This window comes from Halopseudomonas sp. Lyrl_26, from assembly GCF_051948695.1.
In the GTDB taxonomy this organism is placed as follows: Bacteria; Pseudomonadota; Gammaproteobacteria; order Pseudomonadales; family Pseudomonadaceae; genus Halopseudomonas; species Halopseudomonas formosensis.
On the sequence record NZ_JAYJLH010000006.1, the window covers coordinates 47325 to 71890 of the forward strand.

At 61.5% G+C, this 24566-nt stretch carries 21 protein-coding genes and 1 pseudogene; 16 read left to right on the forward strand and 6 right to left on the reverse strand.

The genetic code is table 11. From position 1 onward, the window contains the following. Nucleotides 1-23 precede the first annotated feature (23 nt). The 14 genes from VF673_RS09650 to VF673_RS09715 all read left to right on the forward strand — a co-directional run bounded on the left by VF673_RS09650 (nucleotide 24) and on the right by VF673_RS09715 (nucleotide 15699). On the forward strand, nucleotides 24-908 hold the full coding sequence (locus VF673_RS09650) for an alpha/beta fold hydrolase (protein ID WP_440291778.1): 885 nt from the start codon (nucleotides 24-26) through the stop codon (nucleotides 906-908). Further along, nucleotides 905-1438 carry a flavin reductase family protein gene (locus tag VF673_RS09655; RefSeq protein ID WP_440291779.1) on the forward strand — a complete coding sequence of 178 codons (534 nt, stop codon included), beginning with the start codon at nucleotides 905-907 and terminating at the stop codon, nucleotides 1436-1438. The genes VF673_RS09650 and VF673_RS09655 overlap by 4 nt, the downstream gene beginning before the upstream one ends. Before the next feature lie 52 nt (nucleotides 1439-1490). Beyond that, nucleotides 1491-2708: an acyl-CoA dehydrogenase family protein gene (locus VF673_RS09660; RefSeq protein WP_440291780.1), complete on the forward strand. Its 1218-nt coding sequence runs from the start codon at nucleotides 1491-1493 to the stop codon at nucleotides 2706-2708. Between the two features lie 103 nt (nucleotides 2709-2811). Continuing rightward, the gene (locus VF673_RS09665; RefSeq protein ID WP_440291781.1) at nucleotides 2812-4488 is read left to right on the forward strand and encodes a DUF1302 domain-containing protein; all 1677 of its coding nucleotides are present in this window, start codon (nucleotides 2812-2814) and stop codon (nucleotides 4486-4488) included. A 9-nt stretch (nucleotides 4489-4497) separates the two neighbouring features. Beyond that, nucleotides 4498-5874, forward strand: a complete 1377-nt coding sequence (locus VF673_RS09670) for a DUF1329 domain-containing protein (RefSeq protein ID WP_440291782.1) — start codon at nucleotides 4498-4500, stop codon at nucleotides 5872-5874. 56 nt (nucleotides 5875-5930) lie between these two features. After that, entirely contained in the window at nucleotides 5931-6992 is a 1062-nt protein-coding gene (locus tag VF673_RS09675) for a WD40/YVTN/BNR-like repeat-containing protein (protein ID WP_440291783.1), read from the forward strand. 24 nt (nucleotides 6993-7016) lie between these two features. Beyond that, entirely contained in the window at nucleotides 7017-9509 is a 2493-nt protein-coding gene (locus VF673_RS09680) for an efflux RND transporter permease subunit (RefSeq protein WP_440291853.1), read from the forward strand. A 41-nt stretch (nucleotides 9510-9550) separates the two neighbouring features. Beyond that, on the forward strand, nucleotides 9551-9991 hold the full coding sequence (locus VF673_RS09685; protein ID WP_440291784.1) for a GlcG/HbpS family heme-binding protein: 441 nt from the start codon (nucleotides 9551-9553) through the stop codon (nucleotides 9989-9991). Further along, nucleotides 9984-10769 carry a 2-oxopent-4-enoate hydratase gene (gene dmpE, locus VF673_RS09690; RefSeq protein ID WP_440291785.1) on the forward strand — a complete coding sequence of 262 codons (786 nt, stop codon included), beginning with the start codon at nucleotides 9984-9986 and terminating at the stop codon, nucleotides 10767-10769. Before VF673_RS09685 ends, dmpE begins: the two co-directional genes overlap by 8 nt. A gap of 21 nt (nucleotides 10770-10790) precedes the next feature. Continuing rightward, the gene (locus tag VF673_RS09695; protein WP_440291786.1) at nucleotides 10791-11741 is read left to right on the forward strand and encodes an acetaldehyde dehydrogenase (acetylating); all 951 of its coding nucleotides are present in this window, start codon (nucleotides 10791-10793) and stop codon (nucleotides 11739-11741) included. Next, nucleotides 11738-12766, forward strand: a complete 1029-nt coding sequence (gene dmpG, locus VF673_RS09700) for a 4-hydroxy-2-oxovalerate aldolase (RefSeq protein WP_440291787.1) — start codon at nucleotides 11738-11740, stop codon at nucleotides 12764-12766. The genes VF673_RS09695 and dmpG overlap by 4 nt, the downstream gene beginning before the upstream one ends. Nucleotides 12767-12804: 38 nt before the next feature. Further along, complete coding sequence (locus VF673_RS09705; RefSeq protein ID WP_440291788.1) at nucleotides 12805-13650, forward strand: alpha/beta fold hydrolase; 846 nt, start codon at nucleotides 12805-12807, stop codon at nucleotides 13648-13650. A 114-nt stretch (nucleotides 13651-13764) separates the two neighbouring features. Beyond that, the gene (locus VF673_RS09710) at nucleotides 13765-14484 is read left to right on the forward strand and encodes a hypothetical protein (protein WP_440291789.1); all 720 of its coding nucleotides are present in this window, start codon (nucleotides 13765-13767) and stop codon (nucleotides 14482-14484) included. Nucleotides 14485-14493: 9 nt separating this feature from the next. Then, nucleotides 14494-15699, forward strand: a complete 1206-nt coding sequence (locus VF673_RS09715) for a multidrug effflux MFS transporter (RefSeq protein WP_440291790.1) — start codon at nucleotides 14494-14496, stop codon at nucleotides 15697-15699. Nucleotides 15700-15766: 67 nt separating this feature from the next. Here VF673_RS09715 and VF673_RS09720 read toward each other — a convergent pair whose 3' ends face one another. The 3 genes from VF673_RS09720 to VF673_RS09730 form a co-directional block, all read right to left on the reverse strand. Continuing rightward, nucleotides 15767-15991 carry an SDR family oxidoreductase gene (locus VF673_RS09720; protein WP_440291791.1) on the reverse strand — a complete coding sequence of 75 codons (225 nt, stop codon included), beginning with the start codon at nucleotides 15989-15991 and terminating at the stop codon, nucleotides 15767-15769. Then, complete coding sequence (locus VF673_RS09725) at nucleotides 15948-16379, reverse strand: SDR family NAD(P)-dependent oxidoreductase (RefSeq protein WP_440291792.1); 432 nt, start codon at nucleotides 16377-16379, stop codon at nucleotides 15948-15950. The genes VF673_RS09720 and VF673_RS09725 overlap by 44 nt, the downstream gene beginning before the upstream one ends. A 132-nt stretch (nucleotides 16380-16511) precedes the next feature. Beyond that, nucleotides 16512-17456, reverse strand: coding sequence for a p-hydroxyphenylacetate 3-hydroxylase reductase component (locus VF673_RS09730; protein WP_440291793.1), 945 nt, complete (start codon nucleotides 17454-17456; stop codon nucleotides 16512-16514). Nucleotides 17457-17642: 186 nt separating this feature from the next. Here VF673_RS09730 and VF673_RS09735 point away from each other — a divergent pair, with 186 nt between their 5' ends. Together VF673_RS09735 and VF673_RS09740 are read left to right on the forward strand one after the other, a co-directional pair. Then, nucleotides 17643-18737 (forward strand): SMP-30/gluconolactonase/LRE family protein, encoded by a 1095-nt coding sequence (locus VF673_RS09735; RefSeq protein ID WP_440291794.1) that lies wholly within the window; start codon nucleotides 17643-17645, stop codon nucleotides 18735-18737. Nucleotides 18738-18741: 4 nt separating this feature from the next. After that, a complete protein-coding gene (locus tag VF673_RS09740) occupies nucleotides 18742-20376 on the forward strand; it encodes an arylsulfatase (protein ID WP_440291795.1) in 1635 nt (544 codons plus the stop codon). A 101-nt stretch (nucleotides 20377-20477) separates the two neighbouring features. Here the strand turns inward: VF673_RS09740 and pabB are convergent, their stop codons facing one another. The 3 genes and pseudogenes from pabB to rloB form a co-directional block, all read right to left on the reverse strand. Continuing rightward, the gene (pabB, locus tag VF673_RS09745; protein ID WP_440291796.1) at nucleotides 20478-21815 is read right to left on the reverse strand and encodes an aminodeoxychorismate synthase component I; all 1338 of its coding nucleotides are present in this window, start codon (nucleotides 21813-21815) and stop codon (nucleotides 20478-20480) included. 77 nt (nucleotides 21816-21892) lie between these two features. Further along, nucleotides 21893-22852: pseudogene (locus VF673_RS09750) on the reverse strand (alpha-L-glutamate ligase-like protein); the annotation flags it as partial. A 10-nt stretch (nucleotides 22853-22862) separates the two neighbouring features. Then, nucleotides 22863-24392: an osmotic stress tolerance membrane protein RloB gene (gene rloB / locus VF673_RS09755; RefSeq protein ID WP_320331309.1), complete on the reverse strand. Its 1530-nt coding sequence runs from the start codon at nucleotides 24390-24392 to the stop codon at nucleotides 22863-22865. Between the last annotated feature and the right edge of the window lie 174 nt (nucleotides 24393-24566).

A 24566-nucleotide genomic window follows, 5' to 3' on the forward strand; every position in this document is an offset into this window, starting at 1 on the left:
TGGCATTACTGGAGAACAAGAATATGAGCATCTGGTTGGATTTTCTTGGCGCAGAGATTCGCTATATCGACCTGCCCACCTATGGCCGCACTCGCATTGCCGAAGCCGGCAAGGGCAAACCCGAAGCGTTGATCCTGATGCACGGCATCGGTGGTCACCTGGAAGCCTATGCGAAGAACGTGGTAGCGCTGGGTGAACACTACCATGTCATCGCCTTCGACTACGTCGGCCACGGCCTGTCGGCGAAGAAACTGGATATCGAGTACTCGATCAGCGATTACGTCGAGCAATTGCGTGAGCTCATGGACGTGCTGGACATCGAGCGTGCGCACATCTCTGGCGAATCGCTGGGCGGCGTGGTCACCGGCGGCTTTGCCGTGCGCTACCCCGGGCGCATCCTGCGTGCGGTGTTCAACACCACCGGCGGTATCCCGATTGTCAGCGACAAGGGCCGCCAGGATCTGAAGAATCTGGCCGAGCTATCGGCGCGCAGCTCCGGTCAGCAGCCGACCCGGGACAGCGTGCTGGCACGCATGCAGTGGCTGTTGTACGAGGGCAATTGGGACCTGCTCAACGAGGAGCTGGTCGGTTCGCGCCTGGCGATCTACTCCCGCCCGGATTTTCAGGCCAGCGCGCCGCTGGTGTATGGCCGCCTGAAAAAGGTCAACGAGGGCGGGACCCCGGACATGATCGAGCTGGAGAAGGTGCAGTGCGAGTCACTGTTGCTGTGGACCAGTCACAACCCGATCCATGATGTTGCTGCCGCCGAGTCCGCCCTGCCGCGTCTGGCCCGGGGGCAGCTGTACGTGATGAAGAAACTGGCCGGTCACTGGCCGCAGTATGAGTCCCCCGCCGAGTTCAACCAGGTGATGGTCGAGTTCCTGTCGACCGGGCGGGTAAGCGTATGAATGCCCAGGTCGCGATGATGAGGTCCGCCCGTGAACACCTGCCGGTGGCTACCGGCGATTTCTGCAAGGCCATGCGTAACCTGGCCGGCCATTGCGTGGTGATTGCCAGTGGCAGCGACGGCCAGCGGGCCGGCCTCACCGCCACGGCGGTGTGCTCGGTGACCGCCGACCCGCCGCGGCTGCTGGTGTGTGTCAATCGCAATGTGTACGCCCATGGCGTGATTACCCGTGCCCGCCATCTGAGCGTGAATGTGCTCGGCTGCCGCCAGGAGTCCATTGCCCGGCGCTTTGCCGGGATGGTGGAAGGCGTGGCCGGTGAGCAACGTTTTGATGAGGGCGGCTGGATGCCGGGTATCAGCCAGGTGCCGGTGCTGACCGACGCGCTGGCCAGCTTCGAGTGCCGAGTGGTCGAGGCCATTCCGGCCAGCACCCACGACATGTTCCTCTGCGAGGTCATCCGTGTGACCGGCCAGATGGAGGAACAGGACCCCCTGATTTATTTCAATGGCCAGTTTGCCGCGCTTGCCTGAGCCGCAATTCTGCCTGACCGATAGCGCCAATAAAAACAAAGTGAGAACCGATATGACTACCGCACTGAAAACCGCCACCGCCAATATCAATGACATACCGACCGAGGCAGAGCTGGTTCAGCGTGCCCGTGACATGATTCCCATGCTGCTGGAGAAGGCCGAATCGGTCGAGAAGAACCGCATGGTATCGCCGGAAACCATCAAGGCTTTCGTGGAGGCGGGCTTCTTCAGGATCCTGCAACCGGCCCGCTTTGGCGGTTATGAAATGAACCCGGCGGTATTCTACAAGGTGTTGATGGAACTGGGCCGCGGCTGCGGCAGCAGTGCCTGGAACATGATGATTCTCGGTGTGCACCAGTGGGAGTTCGGCAGCCTGCCGGATCAGGCCTGCGCAGATGTCTGGGGCACCGACGACAGGACCATCATCGCCTCGTCCTATCCGCCCTTTGGCAAGGTCGAGGAAGTGGAGGGCGGCTATCAGATCAGCGGCATCTGGAAAACCTCCAGTGGTTGTGATCATGGCGCTTGGGCGTTCCTTGGCGGTCTGCGCCGTGATGCCCAGGGCAACGTCATTGATCGTCTGTCCATGCTGGTACCGGCGACCGATTATGAGATCGAGGATGACTGGCATGTATTCGGCCTGGCCGGTACCGGCAGCAAGAGTCTGGTGGTCAAGGGTACCTTCGTGCCCTACCACCGGGTGCACAGCCTGATCCAGTATGACAAGGACGATCGCGGCACCCATTTCCTGTATCCCTTCAACCAGATCTTCTTCGGTTCGGTATCGGCGGTGATCGTGGGTATGGCCCAGGGTGGCATCGACGAGTACATCCGCCAGATGAAAGTGCGCACCAGCACCCTGGATGGCAGCAACGCCTCGCTCAGCCCCTACGTCAAGGATCGTCTCGGTAACGCGGTGGTACGGGTGCGTTCGGCCCGTGCGCGCCTGTTGCAGATGATGGCTGAAACCACCGAGATCGTTGAGCGTGGCGAGCTGGTGCCGACCTACGACCGGGTTCACCACATGCTGGATATCGCGCGGGTAGGGCGGGACTGCGAGGAGGCGGTAATGCTGCTGTTCAAGGCGACCTCGGCCCGGGGTATCTATCTGAGCAACCCGCTGCAACGCATCCTGCGCGACGTTATCGCCGCGTCCAACCACATTACCCAGAACGCCGACGACACCGCAGGCATGTTGGGTGCTTACCTGCTCGGTCAGCAGCTTCCACCCATGGTATTCGGGCTGGAACCGGTTTCGCTGAACGACTGATGGATTTGGGGGGTGACCCCCGGATAGATCGTGGCAGCCGCAGGTGCGGTTGCCACGGCAATAAAAATAAAAGGCGGTGTACCGCCCCTATCTGAGGTGCTTTATGTCTTATCCAAGGTTGAACAAGACGTTTCAGCTGTCGGCACTCAGTGCTGCCATTGTGCTCTGTTCTGCATTGCCAGCCCATGCATTCCAGTTTGATACCAACAACGATGAGCTGCGTATCCGCCTGGATACCAACGTCAAGTACAACGCCGCCTGGCGTGTGCAGGACCAGAAAAGCCGACTGCTGGCCGACCCCACGCTGGATGACGGCAACCGTAACTTCGACAAGGGCTCGATGATCAATAACCGCGTCGACCTGTTCTCCGAGTTCGACGTCAATTACCGTGGCATGGGTGTGCGGGTCAGTGGTGCCGCCTGGTATGACCGGGTGTATAACCGCAAGAACGACCACGACAATCCGGAAAGTGCCAACAGCCTGTCGGTGGATTACAACGAATTTACCGATGAAACCCGCGACCTGCATGGCCGCGACGCCGAGCTGCGCGACGCCTTCGTCTATTCGGACTTCAACCTGACCGAGGACATCTGGGGCGTGCTGCGTGTTGGTCAGCACTCGCTGCTGTACGGCGAGAGCCTGTTCTTTGGTAATAACGGTATCGCCGGCGGCATGATGCCGATCAACGCCATTCAGGCCCTGTCCGCACCCAACTCGCAGTTCAAGGAACTGGTGCTACCGGTCAAGCAGATTTCCGGTGACCTTCAGCTGACCCCGGCATTGTCGCTGGGTGCGTACTACCAGTTCGAGTGGGAGCGCACGCGTATTCCGGCGGCCGGCAGCTATTTCAGCCCCGTGGATCTGCTGGATGGCGGCGGCGAGCGCATCATCGCTGGCCTGGATCCGGACATCTCGCTGTACCGCACAAAGGATATCGAAGCACGTGACTCCGGGCAGTGGGGCTTCCAGCTGCGCTACCGGGCTGACAGCATCGATACCGACTTCGGCCTGTATGCCATCAACTACCACGACAAGAACTTCCAGGTACAGACCCGCCCGTTCGCCGTACCCCAGCCTGGCGTAGCCGGTGATCTGGTGGTGGGGGAGCACATGCTGGTCTTCCCCGAAGACGTGCGCGCCTACGGCTTCAGCGCCACCACCGGTATCGGTGATGCCAACGTCGCATTCGAGGGCTCGATCCGCCGTAATGCGCCGCTGGTCAGCCTGACCATGACTGACCTGACGGGTGACCACGACAACGACAGCAACCCGCTGTACGCCGTGGGTAACACTGCCCATGCCCAGGTCAGCATGATTCAGATCATGCCCCAGGGACGTTTCTGGGATACCGCCTCACTGATGGGTGAGTTGGCATGGAACCGCACCCTGAGCGTGACCAAGAACCGCGAGTGGCTGGATCCCAACAATACCCGCGATGCTACCGCCATGCGTGTGGTATTCACCCCGACCTGGTTCCAGGTGTTCGACGGTATCGACCTGTCCGCGCCCATGGGCGTGAGCTACGGCATTGATGGCCGTTCTTCCGCAGTGGGTGGGTTCAGTCAGGCCAAGGGTGGTGGGTTCAACGTGGGCGTATCTGCCGAGTATCTCAAGCGGCTCACCGTGGCGCTGTCCTACAACGGTTTCTACGGGCCGACTGACAGGGTCAACAACCCCGAGTTTGTCGAGGCAATTGGAGCCACCACCGGCGTCAAGACCTACAAGCAGACCAATGGCGACCGCGATTTCATTTCCCTGAATGCTTCCTACACGTTCTGAGGCCTGATCATGCATAACAATAATATTCGTCGATTTGCTCTTTGCCTTTCCGTGCTGGCGCTGAGCGTAGGTACCGCCGGCGCGGCGGTGAGCCCCGAGGAAGCCGCCCAGCTCAACTCCACCTTGACCCCGCTGGGCGCCGAGCGCGCCGGTAATGCCGAGGGCACCATTCCGGCGTGGGATGGCGGTTACAGCACGGTGCCGGCTGGCTTCCAGAACGGCCACCGGGACTTTGATCCCTTCGCCGACGACAAGCCGCTGTACTCGATCACCGCCGCCAACCTGGCCGAGCATCAGGACAAGCTGGCAGCCGGTGTGGTTCAGCTGTTCAAGGACAACCCGGATACCTTCCGGATTGATGTCTACCCGACCCGACGTACCGCCTCCGCACCGCAGTGGGTGTATGACAACACCTTCAAGAACGCGACCAACGCGACCCTGGAGAATGACGGCCTGACCGTGCGCGGCGCCTATGGTGGTGTGCCATTCCCGATTCCGAAGACCGGTATCGAGCTGGTCTGGAACCATCAGCTGCAGTGGCGTGGCGAGTCCACCGAGGCGCGTTACCAGGTCTGGACCACTACTGGTGAAGGCCGCCGTATTCTGGCCACCGCCGCGCGGGACTACGCCCAGTATCCCTATTACTACGCTGACGGTTCGGCAGAGAGCACGCCCAACCCCAAATACATGCTGGCCATTCAGCTGGCCTACGAACCGGCTTTCCGTGCTGGCGAAGCGCTGATGGTGCACAACACCCTTGATTACCATCAGGGCCGTACCCTGTGGCAATACCTGGTGGGCCAGCGCCGGGTGCGTCAGGCGCCGAGCATCAACTTCGATACGCCCAACGTGGTGGCTTCCGGCACCAACTTCGTTGATGAAACCTTCGGTTACGGCGGCTCCCCGGAGCGCTATGACTGGAACCTGATCGGCAAGCGGGAAATGATCATCCCCTACAACAACAACGCGATGCTGGCGCACAGCGATGCCGAGGTACTGGGCGAGCGGCATGCCAACCCGGATCTGGTGCGCTGGGAACTGCACCGCGTCTGGGAAGTGGATGCCATCCTCAAGCCGGGCAGCCGTCACGCGGTACCCAAGCGCAAGTTCTACTTCAACGAGGACACCTGGGGCACAGCCATCTTTGATGGTTGGGATGCCGAAGGCAGCCTGTGGCGCACCTCGGTGAACACGCCGTTTGTGGCTCCGGACATTCCGGCAACTGTGAACTTCTGTGGTGGTTTCTTCCACGATCACCGCACCCGTGCCTGGGTTTACAACTGCGCCATGGGGACGGACGTGAAGGGTAGCCAATTCAGCATGGTGCCCAAACGCACCGAAAGCTACTTCTCACCGCAATCGCTGCTGCGCATGAGTGGCCGTTGATTGATCCATTGCCCCGGCCAATGCCGGGGCAATTCCGCCTTGCGAGGAGTTGCGGAATGAATAACAAGATTGGAACAAGCCTGGCTTGCTTGCTGGTTCTCACCGCCCTGGCCGCTACGCCAGTTACCGGTCTGGCTGCTGAGTTGCCGGACACCCTGAGCCGGCCTGCGACCCTCTCCGAACTGGCACCCCGCTCGATGCTCAGCGCCGTTGCCTGGGCCGGAGAGCGTCTGGTGGCAGTGGGTGAGCGGGGCCATATCATCGTCTCCGACGACCAGGGCGCCAGCTGGCAACAGAGGCCATCCCCGGTGAGCGTGACGTTGACCTCGGTGTGTTTTACCGATGGCCAGCGCGGCTGGGCGGTCGGGCATCGTGGCGTGGTGTTGCATACAGCGGACGCCGGTAACAATTGGGCGTTGCAATACGATGGCCAGCGCTTTGCCGAGGCGGCTTACCAGCAGGCCCGGGAGCAGGGCTCCGAGCTGGAATACAGTACCGAAGTGCTGGTCGAGGATGGCCCGGACAAGCCATTCCTGGATGTCCAGTGCCTGGGGCAGCAGTCAGTGGTTGCGGTTGGTGCCTACGGGCTGGGCGTTCGCAGCAGTGATGGCGGGGCGAGCTGGTCGCCGTTACTCAGCCTGATGGAGGGCACCGAACAGAGCCATGTCAACGCCATACTGGCGGTAGGCGATGCGCTGTACATGGCCGGAGAAATGGGTGGCCTGTATCGCAGCGATGCGGAAGTAAACCAGCTGGAGCGTCTCGACCAGCCTTATGAGGGCAGCTACTTCGGCCTATTGAGCGATGCCAGCCAGCTGTTCGCTTTTGGCCTGCGCGGCCATGCCTTCGCTTCTGACGACGGTGGGCAACACTGGCGGCAGCTAGCCATACCCACCAGCCAGAGTCTGACCGCTGGCAGCCTGTTGCCCGATGGTTCGCTGCTGCTGACCGATGCCGCTGGTAGCGGCTGGTTGAGCCGCGATGGGGGCCATAGCTTCCAACGCGTCCGCGCTGAGCACCGATTTCCACTGACCGAGCTGCTGCCGTTGGCTGACGGCAGCGTATTGGCTGTGGGTGCCAACGGCATCACCCGTTTTTCCGCCGAACAGTTCAACTGACCGGCCCGCCTGAGGTTCATGACTATGGCTATTTCCGCTTCAGATGGCTTCCAGACCATCACCAACCTGAAGGACTTTGATCAGCACTCCGGTAATGCGCTGGAACGTCTGCTGTTCAACTACCGGGGCTGGATTATTGCCTTCTGCGTGTTGATGACGCTGCTGTTTGCTGCCTCGGCGACCCAGGTTCGCATGAATGCCAGCTTTCTCAAGACGGTGCCTACCAGTCACCCCTTTATTCTGAATTACCTTGAACATCAGGATGAGCTCAAGGGCACCGCCAATACCCTGCGTATTGCCGTGGCGCTGGAAGGTGAGGGCGACATCTTTACCGCCGAGTACATGGAAACCCTGCGGCAGATCAACGATGAGGTATTCCTGCTGCCGGGGGTGGACCGTTCCTTCATGAAATCCCTGTGGACGCCGCTGACCCGCTGGCAGGGCGTGACCGAACAGGGTTTTGATGGCGGCACGGTAATTCCGGACGGGTTTGCCGGCCGGCCCGAGGACCTGGAGGTGCTGCGCAACAACGTGCAGCTGTCCGGGGAGATCGGCCAGCTGGTGGCGCCGGACTTCCGTTCCAGCATCATTCTGGTGCCGCTGCTGGATGTGGATCCGGCCACCGGCGAGGCGCTGAACTACAAGGCGCTGTCCGATTCGCTGGAGCAGATCCGCCAGCGCTACGCCGAGCAGGGTGTGTCCTTGCATATCATCGGCTTTGCCAAGGTCATGGGCGATCTGATTTCCGGCCTGTATGCGGTGCTCGGGTTCTTCGCCGCGGCGGTGGTCATCACCACGGCCATTCTGCTGTACTTCACCCGTTGCTGGCGCAGTACAGCAGTGGTGCAGGGTTGTACCCTGGTCGGCGTGGTCTGGCTGTTGGGCGTACTGCCACTGCTGGGTTATGAGCTCAACCCTTATTCGATCCTCGTGCCCTTCCTGGTGTATGCGATTGGTGTAAGCCACGGCGCGCAGAAGATGAATGGCATCATGCAGGATATCGGGCGAGGTACGCATAAGCTGATCGCTGCGCGCTACACATTCCGCCGCCTGTTCGCCGCTGGCATGACAGCGCTGCTGGCCGACGCCGTAGGCTTTGCGGTGATGACCATCGTCGATATTCCGGTGATCAAGGAACTGGCGATCATTTCCAGTATTGGCGTAGCCCTGCTGGTATTCACCAACCTGGCGCTGTTGCCGATCATGCTGTCCTATACCGGCGTATCGCCGAAAGCGGCCCAGCGCCGCCTTGAGTCCGAACAGGCCCACGAGCAGCCAGGCTACCGCAAGCCGGCGGTGGTGCGCGGATTGCTGGCTTTTACCCGGCCGAAAATAGCTGCTGGCGCGCTGATCTGCGCCAGTGTGTTGATTGGTTGGGCGGTGCTTGAGGCGCGCAACCTGCAGGTGGGGGATCTGGATCCGGGGGCGCCGGAGCTGCGCGCCGACTCGCAATACAACCGCGACAACCAGTTCGTCATCAGCAACTACCAGGCCAGCAGCGACGTGTTCGTGGTCATGGTGGAAACGCCCTCCGGCCAGTGTGTGAATTACGAAACCCTGCGCAAGGTGGAGGAACTGGAATGGCGTCTGCGGCAGATGCCGGGCGTGGACGGTACCAACTCCATTGCCGGGGTCGCCCGTCGGGTCAACGTCGGCATGAACGAGGGCTTCCTCAAGTGGAACGAGCTGCCGCCGAACCAGCCGATGATCAACGCGGCGGCCAACCGTTCTCCGCGGGATCTGTTCAACGCGACCTGTGATCTGCTGTCGGTGTACGTATTCCTGCAGGATCACAAGGCGCAGACCCTCAGCGGTGTGGTGTCTACCGTGGAGGCCTTCTCCGTCGAGTTCAACGATGAACAGGCAACCTTCCTGCTGGCGGCGGGTAACGCTGGTATTGAAAGTGCCACCAACATCGTGGTGAAGAAGGCCAATTCGCAGATGGTCATCGGCGTGTATCTGGCGGTGAGCTTGTTGTGTCTGCTGGCGTTCCGCTCCTGGCGCGCGACGGTCTGCGCGATCCTGCCGCTGATGCTGACCTCCATGCTTGCTGAAGCTTTGATGGTCAAGTTGGGCATGGGGCTCAAGGTCTCGACCCTGCCGGTGGTCGCGCTGGGTGTGGGTATTGGAGTGGACTACGCGCTGTATATCCTCAGCGTGATGCTGTTCTGGCTCAAGCGCGGCTCCAGTCTGCGCGAGGCCTACTTCCAGGCGCTGAATTTTACCGGCCGGGTGGTGGTGTTCACTGGTGTGACCCTGTCATTGGGTGTGGTGACCTGGATCTTCTCACCGATCAAGTTCCAGGCCGATATGGGGCTGCTGCTGACCTTCATGTTCTTCTGCAACATGCTGGTGGCGCTGATTCTGGTACCGGCGCTGGCCTGCTTCCTGCTGCAACCCAGGCATTTCGCTTCCCGCTATGTGATCAAGCAGAGCCATTTGGATAAACAGCAGGCCGCGGAACGCCTGCATCCCACCGAACGCCGCGCGTTCGCTGTTGAAGAGGTGCTGTCATGAGTGGTCAGGGATTGACGCTGCCGCGCCTGCGGGGCGATGGCATGACACTAGATCTGGCCCGCATCGGGGTGGATGCCGCGTTGGCCTGTGCACGGGATCTGCAGCTGCAGGTCAGCATCGCGGTGGTCGACAGCGGCGGTCACCTGCTGGCCTTCGCCCGTACCGAAGGCACGCCCTGGCACAGCATCCAGCTGGCCACGGAGAAGGCCCGCACCTCGGCCTCCTTCGGTCTGCCCAGCAGCACCCTGGGCGACATGATCGACAACGCCTGTGAGCGCATCCGCATGAACCTGATGCTGCGCCCGGAGATCGTCGCCATGGGCGGCGCTTTTCCGATCCGGCTGGGCAAGCGGATGATCGGCGCGCTGGGGGTGTCCGGGGCCAGTGAAGAAGAAGACGTTATCTGTGCGCTGGCCGGGTGTGAGGCAATTGCCTGCCATACCGACGCAGCGCTCGAATCCGAAGGAGCTGAACATGAGTAACAACCCCCTGCATGCCCAGTTGGGCGAAGAGCTGTTCGGGGCCCTGCGCGATGCCCGCATGGTTGCGCCGCTGACCGAGCGTTATCCGCAGCTGAGCATCCACGACGCCTATGCAATCCAGCAGCAGCTGATTGCCAGGCGACTGGAGGATGGCGAACGCATCATCGGCAAGAAGATCGGCGTGACCAGCCAGGCGGTGATGGACCTGCTCAAGGTCGATCAGCCGGACTTCGGCATGCTCACCGATCGCATGGTGATCAACCAGGGCCAGTGCGTGGACATGTCCACCCTGATCCAGCCCAAGGCTGAAGGCGAGATTGCCTTTGTGCTCAAGCAGGATCTGGCCGGCCCCGGCGTAACCGTGGCCGATGTGCTGCGCGCCACCGAAGGGGTCATGGCCTGCTTCGAGATTGTCGATTCGCGTATCCGCGATTGGCAGATCAGGATCCAGGATACGGTGGCGGATAACGCCTCCTGCGGCCTGTTCGTACTGGGCGACCGGCTGGTCGATCCGCGTGGGCTGGACCTGTACAGCACCGGCATGGTGCTGGAGAAGAATGGCGCCATCGTCGGTACCGGCGCGGGTGCGGCAACCATGGGCTCCCCGGCGATTGCGGTGGCCTGGCTGGCCAATACTCTGGGGCGGTTGGGCATGAGTCTGAAGGCCGGGGAGGTGATTCTGTCCGGTGCCCTGTCGGGCATGGTGCCGGTCGCCGCCGGTGACAACCTCAGCGTGACCATCGCTGGCCTGGGCAGCTGCAGCGTGCGCTTTGCCTGACCCCCTTCGAGGAACACAACCATGAGCAAGAAACTCAAAGCCGCGATCATCGGTTCGGGCAACATCGGCACCGACCTGATGATCAAGATCCTGCGCAATGCGCAACATATCGAGATGTCGGTGATGGTCGGTATCGACCCGGCCTCTGATGGTTTGGCCCGCGCCCAGCGCATGGGCGTGGCGACCACCCATCAGGGTGTGGACGGCCTAGCGCAGATGCCTGAATTTGCCGACATCGATTTCGTCTTCGACGCCACCAGTGCCGGCGCCCATGTGCGCAACGACGCCCTGCTGCGCCAGCTCAGACCCGGCATCCGCATGATCGATCTGACCCCGGCGGCCATTGGCCCGTACTGCGTGCCGGTGGTCAATCTGGAGGAGCACCTCAACCAGACCAACGTCAACATGGTCACCTGCGGCGGGCAGGCGACCATTCCCATGGTCGCGGCCGTCTCCCGGGTAGCGAAAGTGCATTACGGCGAGATCGTGGCATCCATTGCCAGCAAGTCCGCCGGCCCCGGTACCCGGGCCAATATCGATGAGTTCACCGAGACCACCTCCCAGGCCATCGAGGTAATCGGTGGGGCGCAGAAGGGCAAGGCGATCATCATCATGAACCCGGCCGAGCCGCCGATGATCATGCGTGACACCGTGTTCGTGCTGTCGGAGCCGGTGGAGCAGGACAAGGTGGCCGCCTCGGTCGAGGAAATGGCCGCCGCGGTGCAGCGCTATGTGCCTGGCTATCACCTCAAGCAGAAGGTGCAGTTCGATGTCATTCCCGAGTCCGCACCGCTGAACATTCCCGGCGTCGGCCTGCGCAGCGGGCTGAAGACCTCAATCTTCCTCGAAGTGGAAGGGGCCGCCCATTACTTGCCGGCCTACGCCGGCAATCTCGATATCATGACGTCCGCCGCGCTGGCTACGGCCGAGCGCATGGCCCAGTCCATGCTCAATGCTGGAGGTGCCGCATGAGCTTCGATCCGCAACGCAAACTCTATATTTCCGACGTGACCCTGCGCGATGGCAGTCACGCCATCCGCCATCAGTACTCGCTCCAGAACGCTGTGGATATTGCCCGGGCGCTGGATCAGGCCCGGGTGGACTCCATCGAAGTGGCCCACGGTGACGGCCTGCAGGGCTCGACCTTCAACTACGGCTTTGCCGCCCACACCGACCTGGAATACATCGAGGCGGTAGCCGATGTGGTCAAGCACGCGAAGATCGCCACCCTGCTGTTGCCGGGCATCGGCACCGTGCACGACCTCAAGGCAGCCTACGATGCCGGGGCACGGGTAGTGCGCGTGGCCACCCATTGCACCGAGGCGGATGTATCGAAACAGCACATCGAATACGCCCGGGAGCTGGGCATGGACACCGTGGGCTTTCTGATGATGAGCCACATGATTCCGGCGCAGCAGCTGGCCGAGCAGGGCAAGCTGATGGAGAGCTACGGTGCTACCTGCATCTACATGGCCGACTCCGGTGGCGCGATGAACATGCAGGACGTGCGCGACCGCATGCGAGCCTTCAAGGATGTACTCGACCCGGCTACTCACACCGGCATGCACGCCCATCACAACCTGAGCCTGGGCGTGGCCAATTCAATCACCGCCGTGGAAGAGGGCTGTGACCGAGTGGATGCCAGCCTTGCCGGCATGGGCGCCGGTGCCGGTAACGCGCCGCTGGAAGTCTTTATCGCTGCAGCCGAACGCATGGGCTGGAACCACGGTACCGATCTGTACACGCTGATGGACGCGGCCGATGACATCGTCCGCCCGCTGCAGGATCGTCCGGTGCGGGTGGACCGGGAAACCCTGGGACTGGGGTATGCCGGGGTGTATTCCAGTTTCCTGCGCCATGCCGAAGTGGCCGCTGATAAATACGGCCTCAAGGCCCTGGATATCCTCGTCGAGCTGGGCAAGCGCCATATGGTCGGCGGCCAGGAAGACATGATCGTGGACGTGGCGCTGGATCTGCTGGCGGCACGACAAGCCTGACACCTATAACAAATCACTACTGAAACAGGAAAACAATAATGAAGACCCATACCAACGAAGCCACCAGCAAGTTCGTCCAGACTGAAGAGTGGAGATTGCACTATAACGATGCGGGAGAAGGCGAGGTGATCCTGATGATCCATGGCTCCGGTGCCGGTGCCACTGGCTGGGCCAACTTCCACCGCAATATCGATCCGCTGGTGGCGGCGGGCTACCGGGTGGTCCTGATGGACTGCCCGGGCTGGGGCAAATCCGACCCCATCGTTACCGGCGAGCCGCGTTTTGATGTCAACGGTCGCGCCATCAAGCAGCTGATGGACGCGCTGGAGATCGACAAGGCGCACCTGATCGGTAACTCCATGGGTGGCGGCAGCGCACTGTCGTTCGTCAAGGATTACCCCGAGCGTGTTGGCAAGCTGATCCTGATGGGCTCCGGTGGCGTCGGCAAGACCAGTATCTTCACACCCTTGCCAATGGAAGGCATCAAGTTGCTGTTCGATGTTTACAAGAGCCCGAGCCCGGAAAGCCTGCGCAAGATGCTGGACGTGTTCGTCTACGATCCCAGCGCGCTGACCGATGAACTGATCCAGTTGCGCTACGACGCCATGATGGAGAACAGCCACCACTTGGACAACTTCCTGCAGAGCGTTGCCCAGAGTCAGTTCAACATGGGCGATTACACCGATGACCTCCCGAACATCCCCAATAAGACGCTGATCGTCTGGGGGCGTGATGACCGCTTTGTGCCCATCGACTGGAGTCTGAAGCTGCTGAACATGATCCCCAACTCCACGCTGCACGTGTTCAGCCAGTGCGGCCACTGGGCGCAATGGGAACATGCTGACGACTTCAACCGTCTGGTACTGGACTTTATCAAGCACTGATCCCTCATGGCAGGCACCCCAGCGTGGGGTGCTCTGCCATCGATATAACAATGGTTGCGATAAAAGAATCATAAAAAGGGAATGGTGATGTGGTTTCGTCTGATTCTGATACTGTTGCTGGTGTTGCCGAATATCGCCGGAGCGCAACTTGCGCCTGTTCAGTGGTACGACATCCGGATTCAGGCTTTCAGTGTATGCAGTCACCTGCTGGCTTATTACAACCCTAACCAGGAGGGGGTTGATTTACGCCATGCCGAGGTCTACCGCGAGCGACTTGGGGTGTTGAAACAACAGGTAGCTCAAGAGCCGGAACTGTCCCGAATCGTTGCGCAGATGACTGACTCGGTGGATGAGCTGGAAACAGTGCCGGTGCAACAGCCGGAACTGCATCCCGAGTGGCTGACCCTCGTGCTGATGGCCCAGGCTGAACTGGATCAGCAGCTTGCCGAACGGGCGGAGGCAGTCGCGCCTCCTTCATCCGGCATCGCTGTTGTTCAGGAGCTGAAGCTGGATATAGAGCGATTCCTGTTGCTATACCAATCCCGGGCGTTTGGCCTGCTCGGCATGTATGGGATGGTAGTGGATGAGGACACGGTAAAGCAGCTGGATGCAGCCATTCTGCACGGCTTCGACGTGTTGCAGGCGCAGCGTGACGAGCATGAGCCGGAGTTGGCGAGACTGAACAGCTACTACAACTTCATCCGCCCGCATTTGCTGGAACAGCAGCGTGGCTGGGTTCCCGGCAGCGCAGCCTATTATCTGCGGCAGACCAGCGAGGGACTGGCGCATCTCTTGCCCAGTCTGGCGCAAACCGCTGCCAGTACCGTTTATTAGAGAATGAGCATGTCCGATAACCTTCGCATCAGTTGGTTGATGCTATTGGGTGCGCTGACCGCCATCGCCCCCATGTCCACCGATATGTACCTGCCGGCACTACTGGCTATCACCCTGGATCTAGGGCTGCTGCCGGGGCAGGTGGAACTGACCTTTTCTGGCTATTTCATCGGCATGCTGCTGGGCATGCTGTGCTACGGGCCGCTGAGCGACCGCTTTGGGCGTCGCCCGCCGTTATTGTTCGGGCTGGGCTTGTACAGCCTGGCCTCCTTTCTTATTGCCAGCAGCGAGTCGCTGGATAGCCTGGTTCTGCTGCGCTTTCTGCAGGGGCTGGGTGGCTGTGCCGGTGCGGTACTTACCGTGGCCATTGTCCGCGATTTGTGCCAGCCGCTGCAGGCGGCAAGGGTGATGAGCATGATTACCCTGGTGATGGGCATGGCACCGGTTCTGGCGCCCTTGCTAGGTGGCTTCATGATGGAGCTCTGGCATTGGCAGAGCATCTTTCTGCTGCTGACAGCCTTCGGCGGGCTGTGCCTGCTGGGCGTCGCTGTGTCGTTGCCGGAAAGTCTGGCACAGCCGGCCTCTTGCTTGGCGCTGGGGCCGGTTTTTCGTGGTTATCTGGGGTTGCTCAAGGATCGTTCCTTTATCGGATTTTCCCTGTGCCAGGCCTGCACCACAGGGGCAATGTTCGCCTACATTGTCGGCTCGCCCTTTGTATTGATCGGACTGCATGGCATTCCGGCAGCACAGTTCGGCTGGTTCTTCGGCATCAATGCCATCGGCCTGGTGGCTGCCAGTCAGGTGAATCGCTGGCTGCTGCGTCGACACAGTCCAGGCTATTTGCTGGCGCGCATGCTATGGGTGCCCTTACTGGCTGGTATGCTGTTGATGCTGAATCTGGTATCGGGCTACGCCGGCCTTTGGCTGATTTTGCCTGCATTCTTCATTCTGGTTTCCAGCGTCGGTCTTGTGGGTCCCAATGCCACCGCTCTGGCGCTGGCAGAGCAGGGTGAAAGGGTTGGCCTGGCCTCAGCGTTGCACGTCAGTCTGACGTTCGGTATGGGTATGTGCGCCAGTCTGTTGGTGGCGGTGTTGCAGGATGGTAGCGTGCGACCGCTGTCCCTGGTGATCTTCAGCTTTGCCATCGCCGGCCTGCTGGTCTACCCGCGGCTGACCGCCGCGCAACCGGGGACGACGCAGGGCGAGACGGTATGAGCCGTTTCTCTGCAGTTGTTCACTGTAGTGGATAAGGATGGTCAATTGCGACGGGTACTGGTTATGGTTATTTGCCAACCGAGAGTAGCTGACCGCCATCCACGGGGATGCAGGTGCCGGTAACCCAGCGGGCCTTCTCGGAGGCGAGGAACACCGCTACGCTGGTAACCTCCTCGGGACGACCGAAGCGGCCGGAAGGGATGCGGTTCAGGGTGCTGTGATAACGCTCTGGCTGTTCCTGGCGCGCGTTATCCCATACTCCACCAGGAAACTCGATCGAGCCCGGAGCCAAGCAGTTGACGCGGATGCCATGGGGTGCCAGCTTGCTTCACTGCCATCGCCTTGGCATAGCTGATCAGCGCGGCCTTGGCGGTAACATAGGTGGGCGCTCCGGCACCGCGTAAGGCAGCGATGGAAGACAGCAGAATGATGCTACCGCTGCCGGCCTGCTGCATCCAGGGTGTGACCTGTTGCACGGCCTGAACTGAGCTGAGCAGGTCCAGACCGATACTGCGACGCCAGCCTCCCCGGTCAGCTCCGACACCCATGGCCGAGGCGTTGCAGATCAGGATATCGACACTGCCAAAGCGCTCGCGCACCTGATCGAGAAAGTGCTCCAGCGCCGCTTCGTCTGCGATGTCACAGCTATGCGCCATGGCTTCGACGCCGGTTGCCTGCAAGTCCTTCAGGGTTTCATCGAGGGCCGGTTGCGAACGGGCACAGATCGCCTCGCCATGGCGCGACCCAGACCGCGACTGCCGCCGGTAACCACTGCGGTCTTGCCGCGGATCTTCAGTTCCATGAGTCGTTCCTCAGCGTTTGCTGACCACCAGTTTCAGGGCTTTCTTAAATACTTCCAGCTCGCCCTCGCTTAGCTCAGCAAAGATTTCATCCTGCGCTTGGTGCAGCATGTTCCACAGTTCCTGCAACTTGGCGTGGCCGGCACTGGTAACCCAGCGCTGGTTGCCCTTGATGTCCAGATAACCCTTGAGCTGCAGATTCTGCATCGCATCTGCCAGTTCCCGCGCCGGAATGGCAACGGCCTGCTGCAACTCGGCGGCGCTGGCATTGGGGGCGCTGTCGAGTACCAGAAGCAGACGCGATTCGCTGTTACGCATGCCCAGCTTCAGATGTTGCTGGACGAAACGCGGATGGCTGGCGCTGACTGCCTGGATCATCAGGTAGAACAGGTTGTCACCGAGCCGGGTGTGCAACAGATCGGCCGACTCGTTATGTTCGATTACCTCGGGCTTACGGCCGCGCGGATGCGGCAGCACCATGGCGTAACTGCCCTGGTGGTAGGCCAGCGGGGGCTGACTGAAGTCCTCGAAGTGCTCTACCTGACCGATGATCAGCCAGTGATCCCCAGCGTCAATATGCTGGTAGGTCGCGCACTGAAAGTTACCGGCACAGCCGTGGAAGATCGGCGCGCCGCCGACACCTGACAGGTGTTCGATACCTGAAAACTTGTCTTCCTGTGGGCGGGCGAAATGGTTGGACAGCTCAATCTGGTTCGAGGCGAGAATGTTTACCGCAAAATGCTCTGCCTGCTGGAACACGTTCCAGGCGCTGGAGCGCTTGTCGAGACTCCAGAGAATCAACGGCGGATCCAATGAGACCGAGTTGAAGCTGTTAGCGGTTACTCCGACCTTGCGCCCATCGGCGTCGCAGGCGGTGACTATGGTCACGCCACAGGCGAAGTTGCCCAGTGCACGGCGGAGCTGACGAGGATCGAGGGTGGGTTGTACGTTTTCCATGGAGACTCCAGCGGCCCTTGAGTTTCGGGCTGGTGATGGGATTCACAGCCTCATACTGGCAACCGTGTGCAGCAGAGTCATTGGCCATAAATTGAATGGGTTGTTCGGTTGAGTTGACTGCTGCAGCCTGCTCGGTGTTGCTAGGATTGGGCTCCTGATAATGATAAGACCAACAAGGAACAACCCATGAAGATGCCATCTTCCCCCTCGCGCCATGGCCTGCCTGTCGCGCTGCTGCTGACTGTTTGTGGCGTGCAGGCTGATCAGGCTCCAGCCTGCACCGCCGGTGACCACTATCAACCGGTATGCGGCATCGCTCCGCCGGAGGATCTGGAGCTGTCCAGCGATGGTACTCAACTGTTCATGAGCGTGACCCCGGGGCTCGCCGGGCAACACCAGTCACGTCTGCGGGTAATGGATCTGGCCACCCAGCAGGCCACGGATCTGGAGTTGAGCTATGCCGCGCAGGACGGCTGGGGCGAGGCCGCCTGTAACGCTCCCGAGCAGGGCATCGGCGCCCATGGCATACACCTGTCTGAACGCAGCGACGGTCGCCAGCAGTTGCTGGTGGTCAATCACGGCGAACGTGAGGCTATCGAGTTTGTCGAGCTGCAGCCGGGCGAAGATGGCTGGCAGGCAATCTGGCGCGGCTGCGTCGAGAACACCGGCCAGGGCAAGTTCAACGACGTGGCGGCCACCCCCAACGGCGGATTTGTCGCCACCGTGATGTTTGTGTCAGACAGCTTGGCGCCGCCGATACCGCTGGAACAGTTGCTCGATGGTCGAGATACCGGCTATCTGATGCACTGGGCTGAGGGGCAGCCGCTGAGCAAGCTGGAAGGCTCGGACGCGCCGTTTCCCAATGGCGTGCAGATAACCCCGGATGGCAAAAGCGCATGGTTCGCGGCCTGGACCGTCAATCAAATATGGCGCTATGACCTTCAGGCAGCCGCCGTCGATGTCAGGGTGGACACCGGTTACATGGTCGACAACATCAATTGGGCCACCGATGGCCGCCTGCTGGGCGCAGGTGTACCGGACGCTGCGGCTTTCATCAGCTGCTTCCAGCAGCATGTCGAACACTGCCCCATGGGTGTTCGGGTCTCGGCACTGGATACCAACTCACAGGAACATGAGCTGCTGTTCAGCACCGACCCCGGGGTGATGTCCGGCGCGTCGGCAGCTACACAGGTGGGCGATGAGCTGTATGTGGGCACCTTTACCGGCGACCGTCTGTTGCGGGTAAAGATGTCGGGTGCAGAGCAGGACGCGCAGGAGTGATGGAATGCTGAGGATTATGGTGGTATCACTGGCGCTGTGGTGCGGCGCGGCGCTGGCCGAGTCGCGACCGAACATTCTGCTGATCATGGCCGATGACCTCGGGTTCTCGGATCTGGGCAGCTACGGCGGTGAAATCGACACGCCCAATCTGGATGAGCTGGCCGAGCAGGGGCTGCGCATGTCCAGCTTTTATACAGCCCCTACCTGTTCGCCGACCCGGTCCATGGTCATGACCGGTACCGACAACCATCTGGTGGGGCTGGGCACCATGGAGGAAGTGTTGCCCTTTCTGCCGGCGCTGCAGGGCCGGCCGGGTTATGAAGGCCACCTCAATGGGCGTGGTCATTCGCTGGCCGCGCTACTTCGCGAAGCGGGATACAACACCTATCTGAGTGGTAAGTGGCATCTGGGTAGAGCGCCCGAGCAGGATCCCCTGCAATTGGGGTTCGACCGGGCGTTTGCCCTGCTGGATGGCGGGGCCAGTCACTTCCAGCCCGTGCCAGGCAGCCAGGTCCGGGTCGAGAAGCCGACCTACCGGGAAGATGGCAGGACGGTTGAAGTGGAGGGAACATTCTTTTCCTCCGACTTCTATACCGACAAACTGATTGGTTATCTGGAAGAGGGGCGAGCCAGTGGCAAGCCGTTCTTCGCCTGGGCGGCCTACACCGCGCCGCATTGGCCGCTGCACGCCCCGGCGGACTATATCGCCAAGTACCAGGGCCGTTATGACGCCGGCTACGAGGCGATCCGCGAGCAGCGGCTGGCCCGGCTGCGCGACAGTGGTCTGTTTCCGGGCGGTGTCTCGGCAGCGAAGCCGGCGCAAGTGCCCAGCCCATTGTGGGATCAATTGAGTGAGCAGGAACGGGCCCTGCAGGCGCGCAAGATGGAGGTGTACGCCGCCATGGTCGACCATCTGGACATGAACATTGGTCGCCTGCTCGATTACCTCAAACGCAGCAATCAGTACGACAATACGCTGATCCTGTTTGTCTCGGATAACGGTGCGGCCGGGGAAGATCATGCCCGGGGCTATTCGCCGGGGGATGCCCTGACCGATGACTCGCTGGCCAACATCGGCCGACGGGGTTCCAATATCAACTATGGCTTCCGCTGGGCCGAGGTCAGTGCCACGCCTTTCAGTCTGGTCAAGGGTACTACGGGTGAAGGGGGCATCAGCTCACCGGCCATCGTCAAGCTGCCGGCGGCTCTGCAAGGCCTGGCAGCTGGGCAGATCGTGCATGAGACAGGCCGGGTGGACGACCTGTTGCCCACCTTCCTCGACCTGGCCGGCATTGCCGATCCCGGTGACCGCTTTGCCGGAGAGCGCAAGCAACCGATCACCGGTATATCCCTGCTACCTGCCTGGCTGGGGCAATCGCTGCAGCGCAGCAGACCGCTTGCCGGTGAGATGTTCGGCCAGACATACATCCGCATCGACGACTGGAAACTCCGTGCCGCCTCCGTGCCGGACAGCAGCCCCGCAAGCCTGAGCGCACCACGGCAAGGGCAACTGTTCAACCTGAGACAGGATCGAGGCGAAACCCGTGATCTATCCGGCGAGTTTCCGCACAAGGTAGCGGAGCTCAAACAGGCCTGGGAGCAATACGCGCGCTGGGCGGGACTGCCCGAGGCGGATTGAACAGGCCGCCGCCGGATTCGGTTCACGGTTTTCGCTCAGGATGACCGTGCAGTGGCGGGTTAAGGGTACGTACAAGCGGGCCAGAGGCGGCCCGCTTGGTGTCAGGAGTCCAATGTGTCCATCAACACCCGCACCTTGGTCAGGGCTTCCTCATACTCGGCCCCACCATTGGAATCGGCGACTATGCCGCCACCTCCCCAGCAGTACAGACGCTCGTTCTGATGCACCAGGCTGCGGATGGCGATGTTCAGGTCCATCTGGCCTTCGCAGCCGATGTACCCGATGCTGCCGCAGTAGAGGCTGCGCCGTACCGGCTCCAGTTCCTCGATGATCTGCATGGCGCGGATCTTGGGGGCGCCGGTGATGGAGCCGCCGGGGAAGGCGCCGGCAACCAGATCGAGGGCATCCAGGTCGGGCTTCAGGGCGCCGGTGATGCTGCTGACCAGATGGTGCACATTGGGGTAGCTCTCGATGCTGAACAGCTCGGGTACCCGAACGCTGCCGAAGGCGCAGCTGCGGCCCAGGTCGTTGCGCAGCAGATCGACGATCATCAGGTTCTCTGCGCGGTCCTTGGGGCTGTTGCGCAGCTCTTCGGCCAGTCGGCTGTCCGTTTCGGCATCGATGCCCCTGGGGCGGGTGCCCTTGATCGGGCGGGTTTCCACCTGACTGTCGCGGACCTTGAGGAAGCGTTCGGGGGACAGGCTGAGCAGGCTGTAGTCCGGCGCTTCGAGATAGGCGGCAAAGGGGGTGGGGCAGGCCTGGCGCAGCCGTTGGTAGGCGCTCAGGGGGTCGCCCTGGCAGGGTGCGCTGAAACGCTGGGCCAGATTGACCTGGTAGCAGTCTCCGGCGCGGATGTAGTGCTGGATGCGCTCAAAGGACTGCAGATACTGCTGCCGACTCTGCTCGGCGGAGAAGGGCGCTCGCAGGGCGAAATTGCCGGGCCCTGTTGAGGTGTTCTGCAGCCGTTCCAGCAGCTCGCGCTCCCGGGCTGCGGTCAGGCTCGGGTGGCAGACCAGCCAGCGCTGCTGCCGGCGATGGTCTGTGACCAGGCTCCACAGGTAGAGGCCCATGTGCAGGCCGGGCAGCCGTATGTCGGCCAGCGCCTGTGCCGGAATGCGTTCCAGCGCCCGGCCGAAGTCGTAACTGATGAAGCCCAGAGCGCCTGCGCCGAAGGGCAGGCCGGTGCCCGTCGGCCAACTGGCCGGCTCGATTGCCGCCAGCGCCGCGCGCAGGCGCTGGATTGTCGACAACCCCGATTCGTTGTCCGCAGCGCTGATCAACTGAATCGGCCCTGCGGCCAGGATGCTGTAGTGTCCGCGCGGGTCTTCGCTGGCGGCCGAATCCAGCAGCACGGGGTGGCCGAGGTCGCGAATGGCAAGCAGCCCCGGCAGCGGATCAGCCTGCCAGGGCAGTGGGGTCAGACGGTAGGGGAGGGTCATGCGTCGGGGGCGGGTGTGTCCGGTTCGACGGGGGGTTCTTCCACGGGGGCTTCATCCGCGCTGAGGAACACCGGCTTGCCGAAATGCTGCTGGGAAAACGCCATGCGCTCCTCCACGGTTTCGGTGCGGCCGGCCTTCTTCAGTTCGGCAACATGCCGTTCCACAGCGTGGCAGCGGTGGGTCAGGCCGGCATCGTTGGCGATCTGGATGTTCAGGCCGGGACGGGCGTTGAGCTCGAGGATCAGCGGCCCCTTCCTCTCGTCCAGTACCAGATCCACGCCGATATAGCCGAGCCCGGACAGCTCATAACAGGAGGTGGCCAGGCGCATGAAGCCGTCCCAGTCGGGCAGTTGTACGCCAGCTACCTCGTTGGCGGTATCCGGGTGCTTGCTGATCTTGTTGTTCAGCCAGGTGCCCTTGAGGGTGACGCCGGTGGTCAGATCCACGCCCACACCAATCGCCCCCTGGTGCAGGTTGGCCTTGCCGCCGGACTGGCGTGTGGGCAGGCGCAGCATGGCCATGACCGGGTAACCCAGCAGGACGATGATGCGGATGTCCGGCACCCCTTCATAGCTGATGCTCTTGAAGATGGGGTCGGGCTTGACCCGATATTCGATCAGCGCCCGGTCCCGGTGACCGCCCAGCGAGTACAGCCCGGAGATGATGTTGGACAGGTGGTGCTCGATCTCGTCGTGGCTGACGATCTTGCCCGATACCGTGCGATAGCGGCCTTCGTAGCGGTCGCCGATCACCAGGATGCCGTCACCGCCGGCGCCCTGGGCCGGCTTGATGACGAAGTCCTTGTGGTTCTCCACCAGCTGGGTGAACTTGCCGATGTCCTTTTCGGTATCAATGATGCCGTACAGGTCGGGCACGTTGATCTTGGCGGCGATGGCCCGTTCCTTGGTCAGGATCTTGTCATCGACCACCGGATACAGGTGCCGCTTGTTGTACTTGAGCACATAGTCGGCGTTGCGACGGTTGATGCCCATCACGCCGGCTTCGCTCAGGGCCTTCCAGGTTTTCCAGAAAAGCATGCGGCTGCCCTCAACCCTGTTTGGTCAGCGCCTTGAAGCGCATCAGTTCGGTGAGACGGTAGCCGCGGTAGCGACCCATCGCCAGCATGAAGCCCACCAGTACCAGCAGCACGCCGGGGAAGGTGAAGACGAAGTAGGTCAGCTCCGGAATCGTCATCAGCAGGTGCGACAGGGTGGCGGCAATCAGGGTGCCCAGGGCGACCTTGAAGGAGTGGCCACCGCCACGCTCTTCCCAGGTGATGGACAGGCGCTCGATGGTCATGGTCAGGATCACCATCGGGAACAGGGACACCGACAGGGCCCGCTCGATGCCCAGCTTGTGACTGAACAGGCTGATTACCGCAATGATGATGACCACGAAGGTCAGCACGATCGACAGGCGCGGCAGCATCTGCAGTTTGAGATGCTCGAGATAGGAGCGCAGCGACAGACCCAGTGCGGTGATCAGAGTGAACAGCACTATGCCCCAGCCGACCTGGGTCTCACGGAATGCCAGGGCGATCAGGACCGGGGTGAAGGTACCCAGGGTCTGGATGCCGATCAGGTTGCGCAGGACCAGGATCACCAGTACCCCGATCGGGATCATGATCATCACCTGGTAGACCTGCTGGGCCTGCAGCGGCAGGCCGTACAGGGAGTATTCGAGCAGCGCCGAGGGGCTGGCCTCGGTGGTCATCTTGGCCAGGCGCAGGGCGTTCATTTCACTGTTGTTGATGGTGAAGCTGACGGTGCCGGCGCGGCCACCCTCCAGTTGCAGCAGCGGCAGATTGCCGGTCCACCACACCAGACGGTTGTCCGGAATGCCCTGCTGGCCGGTTTCCGGGTGGAAGTACAGCCAGCGCTCGCCGTTGTGGCTGCGCAGCCACAGCTCGGGCTCCTGATTGGTGGAGGGTTCCAGGCGGATGGTGTGTACCAGCTCCAGCGGGATGCGGGCGTTGGACAGCAGCAGATCTATTACCCGCGCCTTGTTCAGCGGGGTGGGCTGGCCGTCCAGCAGCAGCCGTACGTTGTCGTCGGTGATGTCGTTGACGCGGCGGATGGTCTCGCTGATGAAGGTCTCGATATCCGCCGAATGCTGCCGAATCGGGTTGATCAGGGCGTCTGCAGCGATCTGTTCCGGACCGTCCAGGGCGATCGGCTGTCGGGCCGCCGGGGGACGGGACTCGATCGGCTCGGCGCCATAGCGCTTGGTCAGTACCAGACGGTAGTAGAGACTCTGGGTGCCGCTGGCCCGACGGGCGGACCAGGTGACACGGCGGTTGCCGTTCAGCTGGTTGACGCTGACACCATAGTTGTTGGAGATGAAGCTCTCGTTGAGCGTCACGTATTCCTGGTTGAGAGGGGGGATGAACAACTGCGCCTTGACCGGAACGCCGGCGGTGGCTCGGAAATCGACCTTCGCATCCAGACTCCAGATATCGTCGGTTTCGTCCTCGCGGATGGGAATCTCAAGTACCCAGATCTGGTAACCGGTAACCAGCAGACCCAGACTGACCATGATGAAAATCAGTATTTTGAGATGCGTATTGATCGATTGCATGGCGTTCTCAGCGGCAGTTTCAGACTGCTGCTCCATTCCCTGGATCGTTCTGGAACAGGCAGCGATTGGACGGGTGCGATAGTAGCACGGCAAACCGACCGGCACCCAGTGTCCAAAGTTCCCTGCATCAGTGTAGACAGGACTTTGGTCTATTGATGGATTGTTGACAATTCA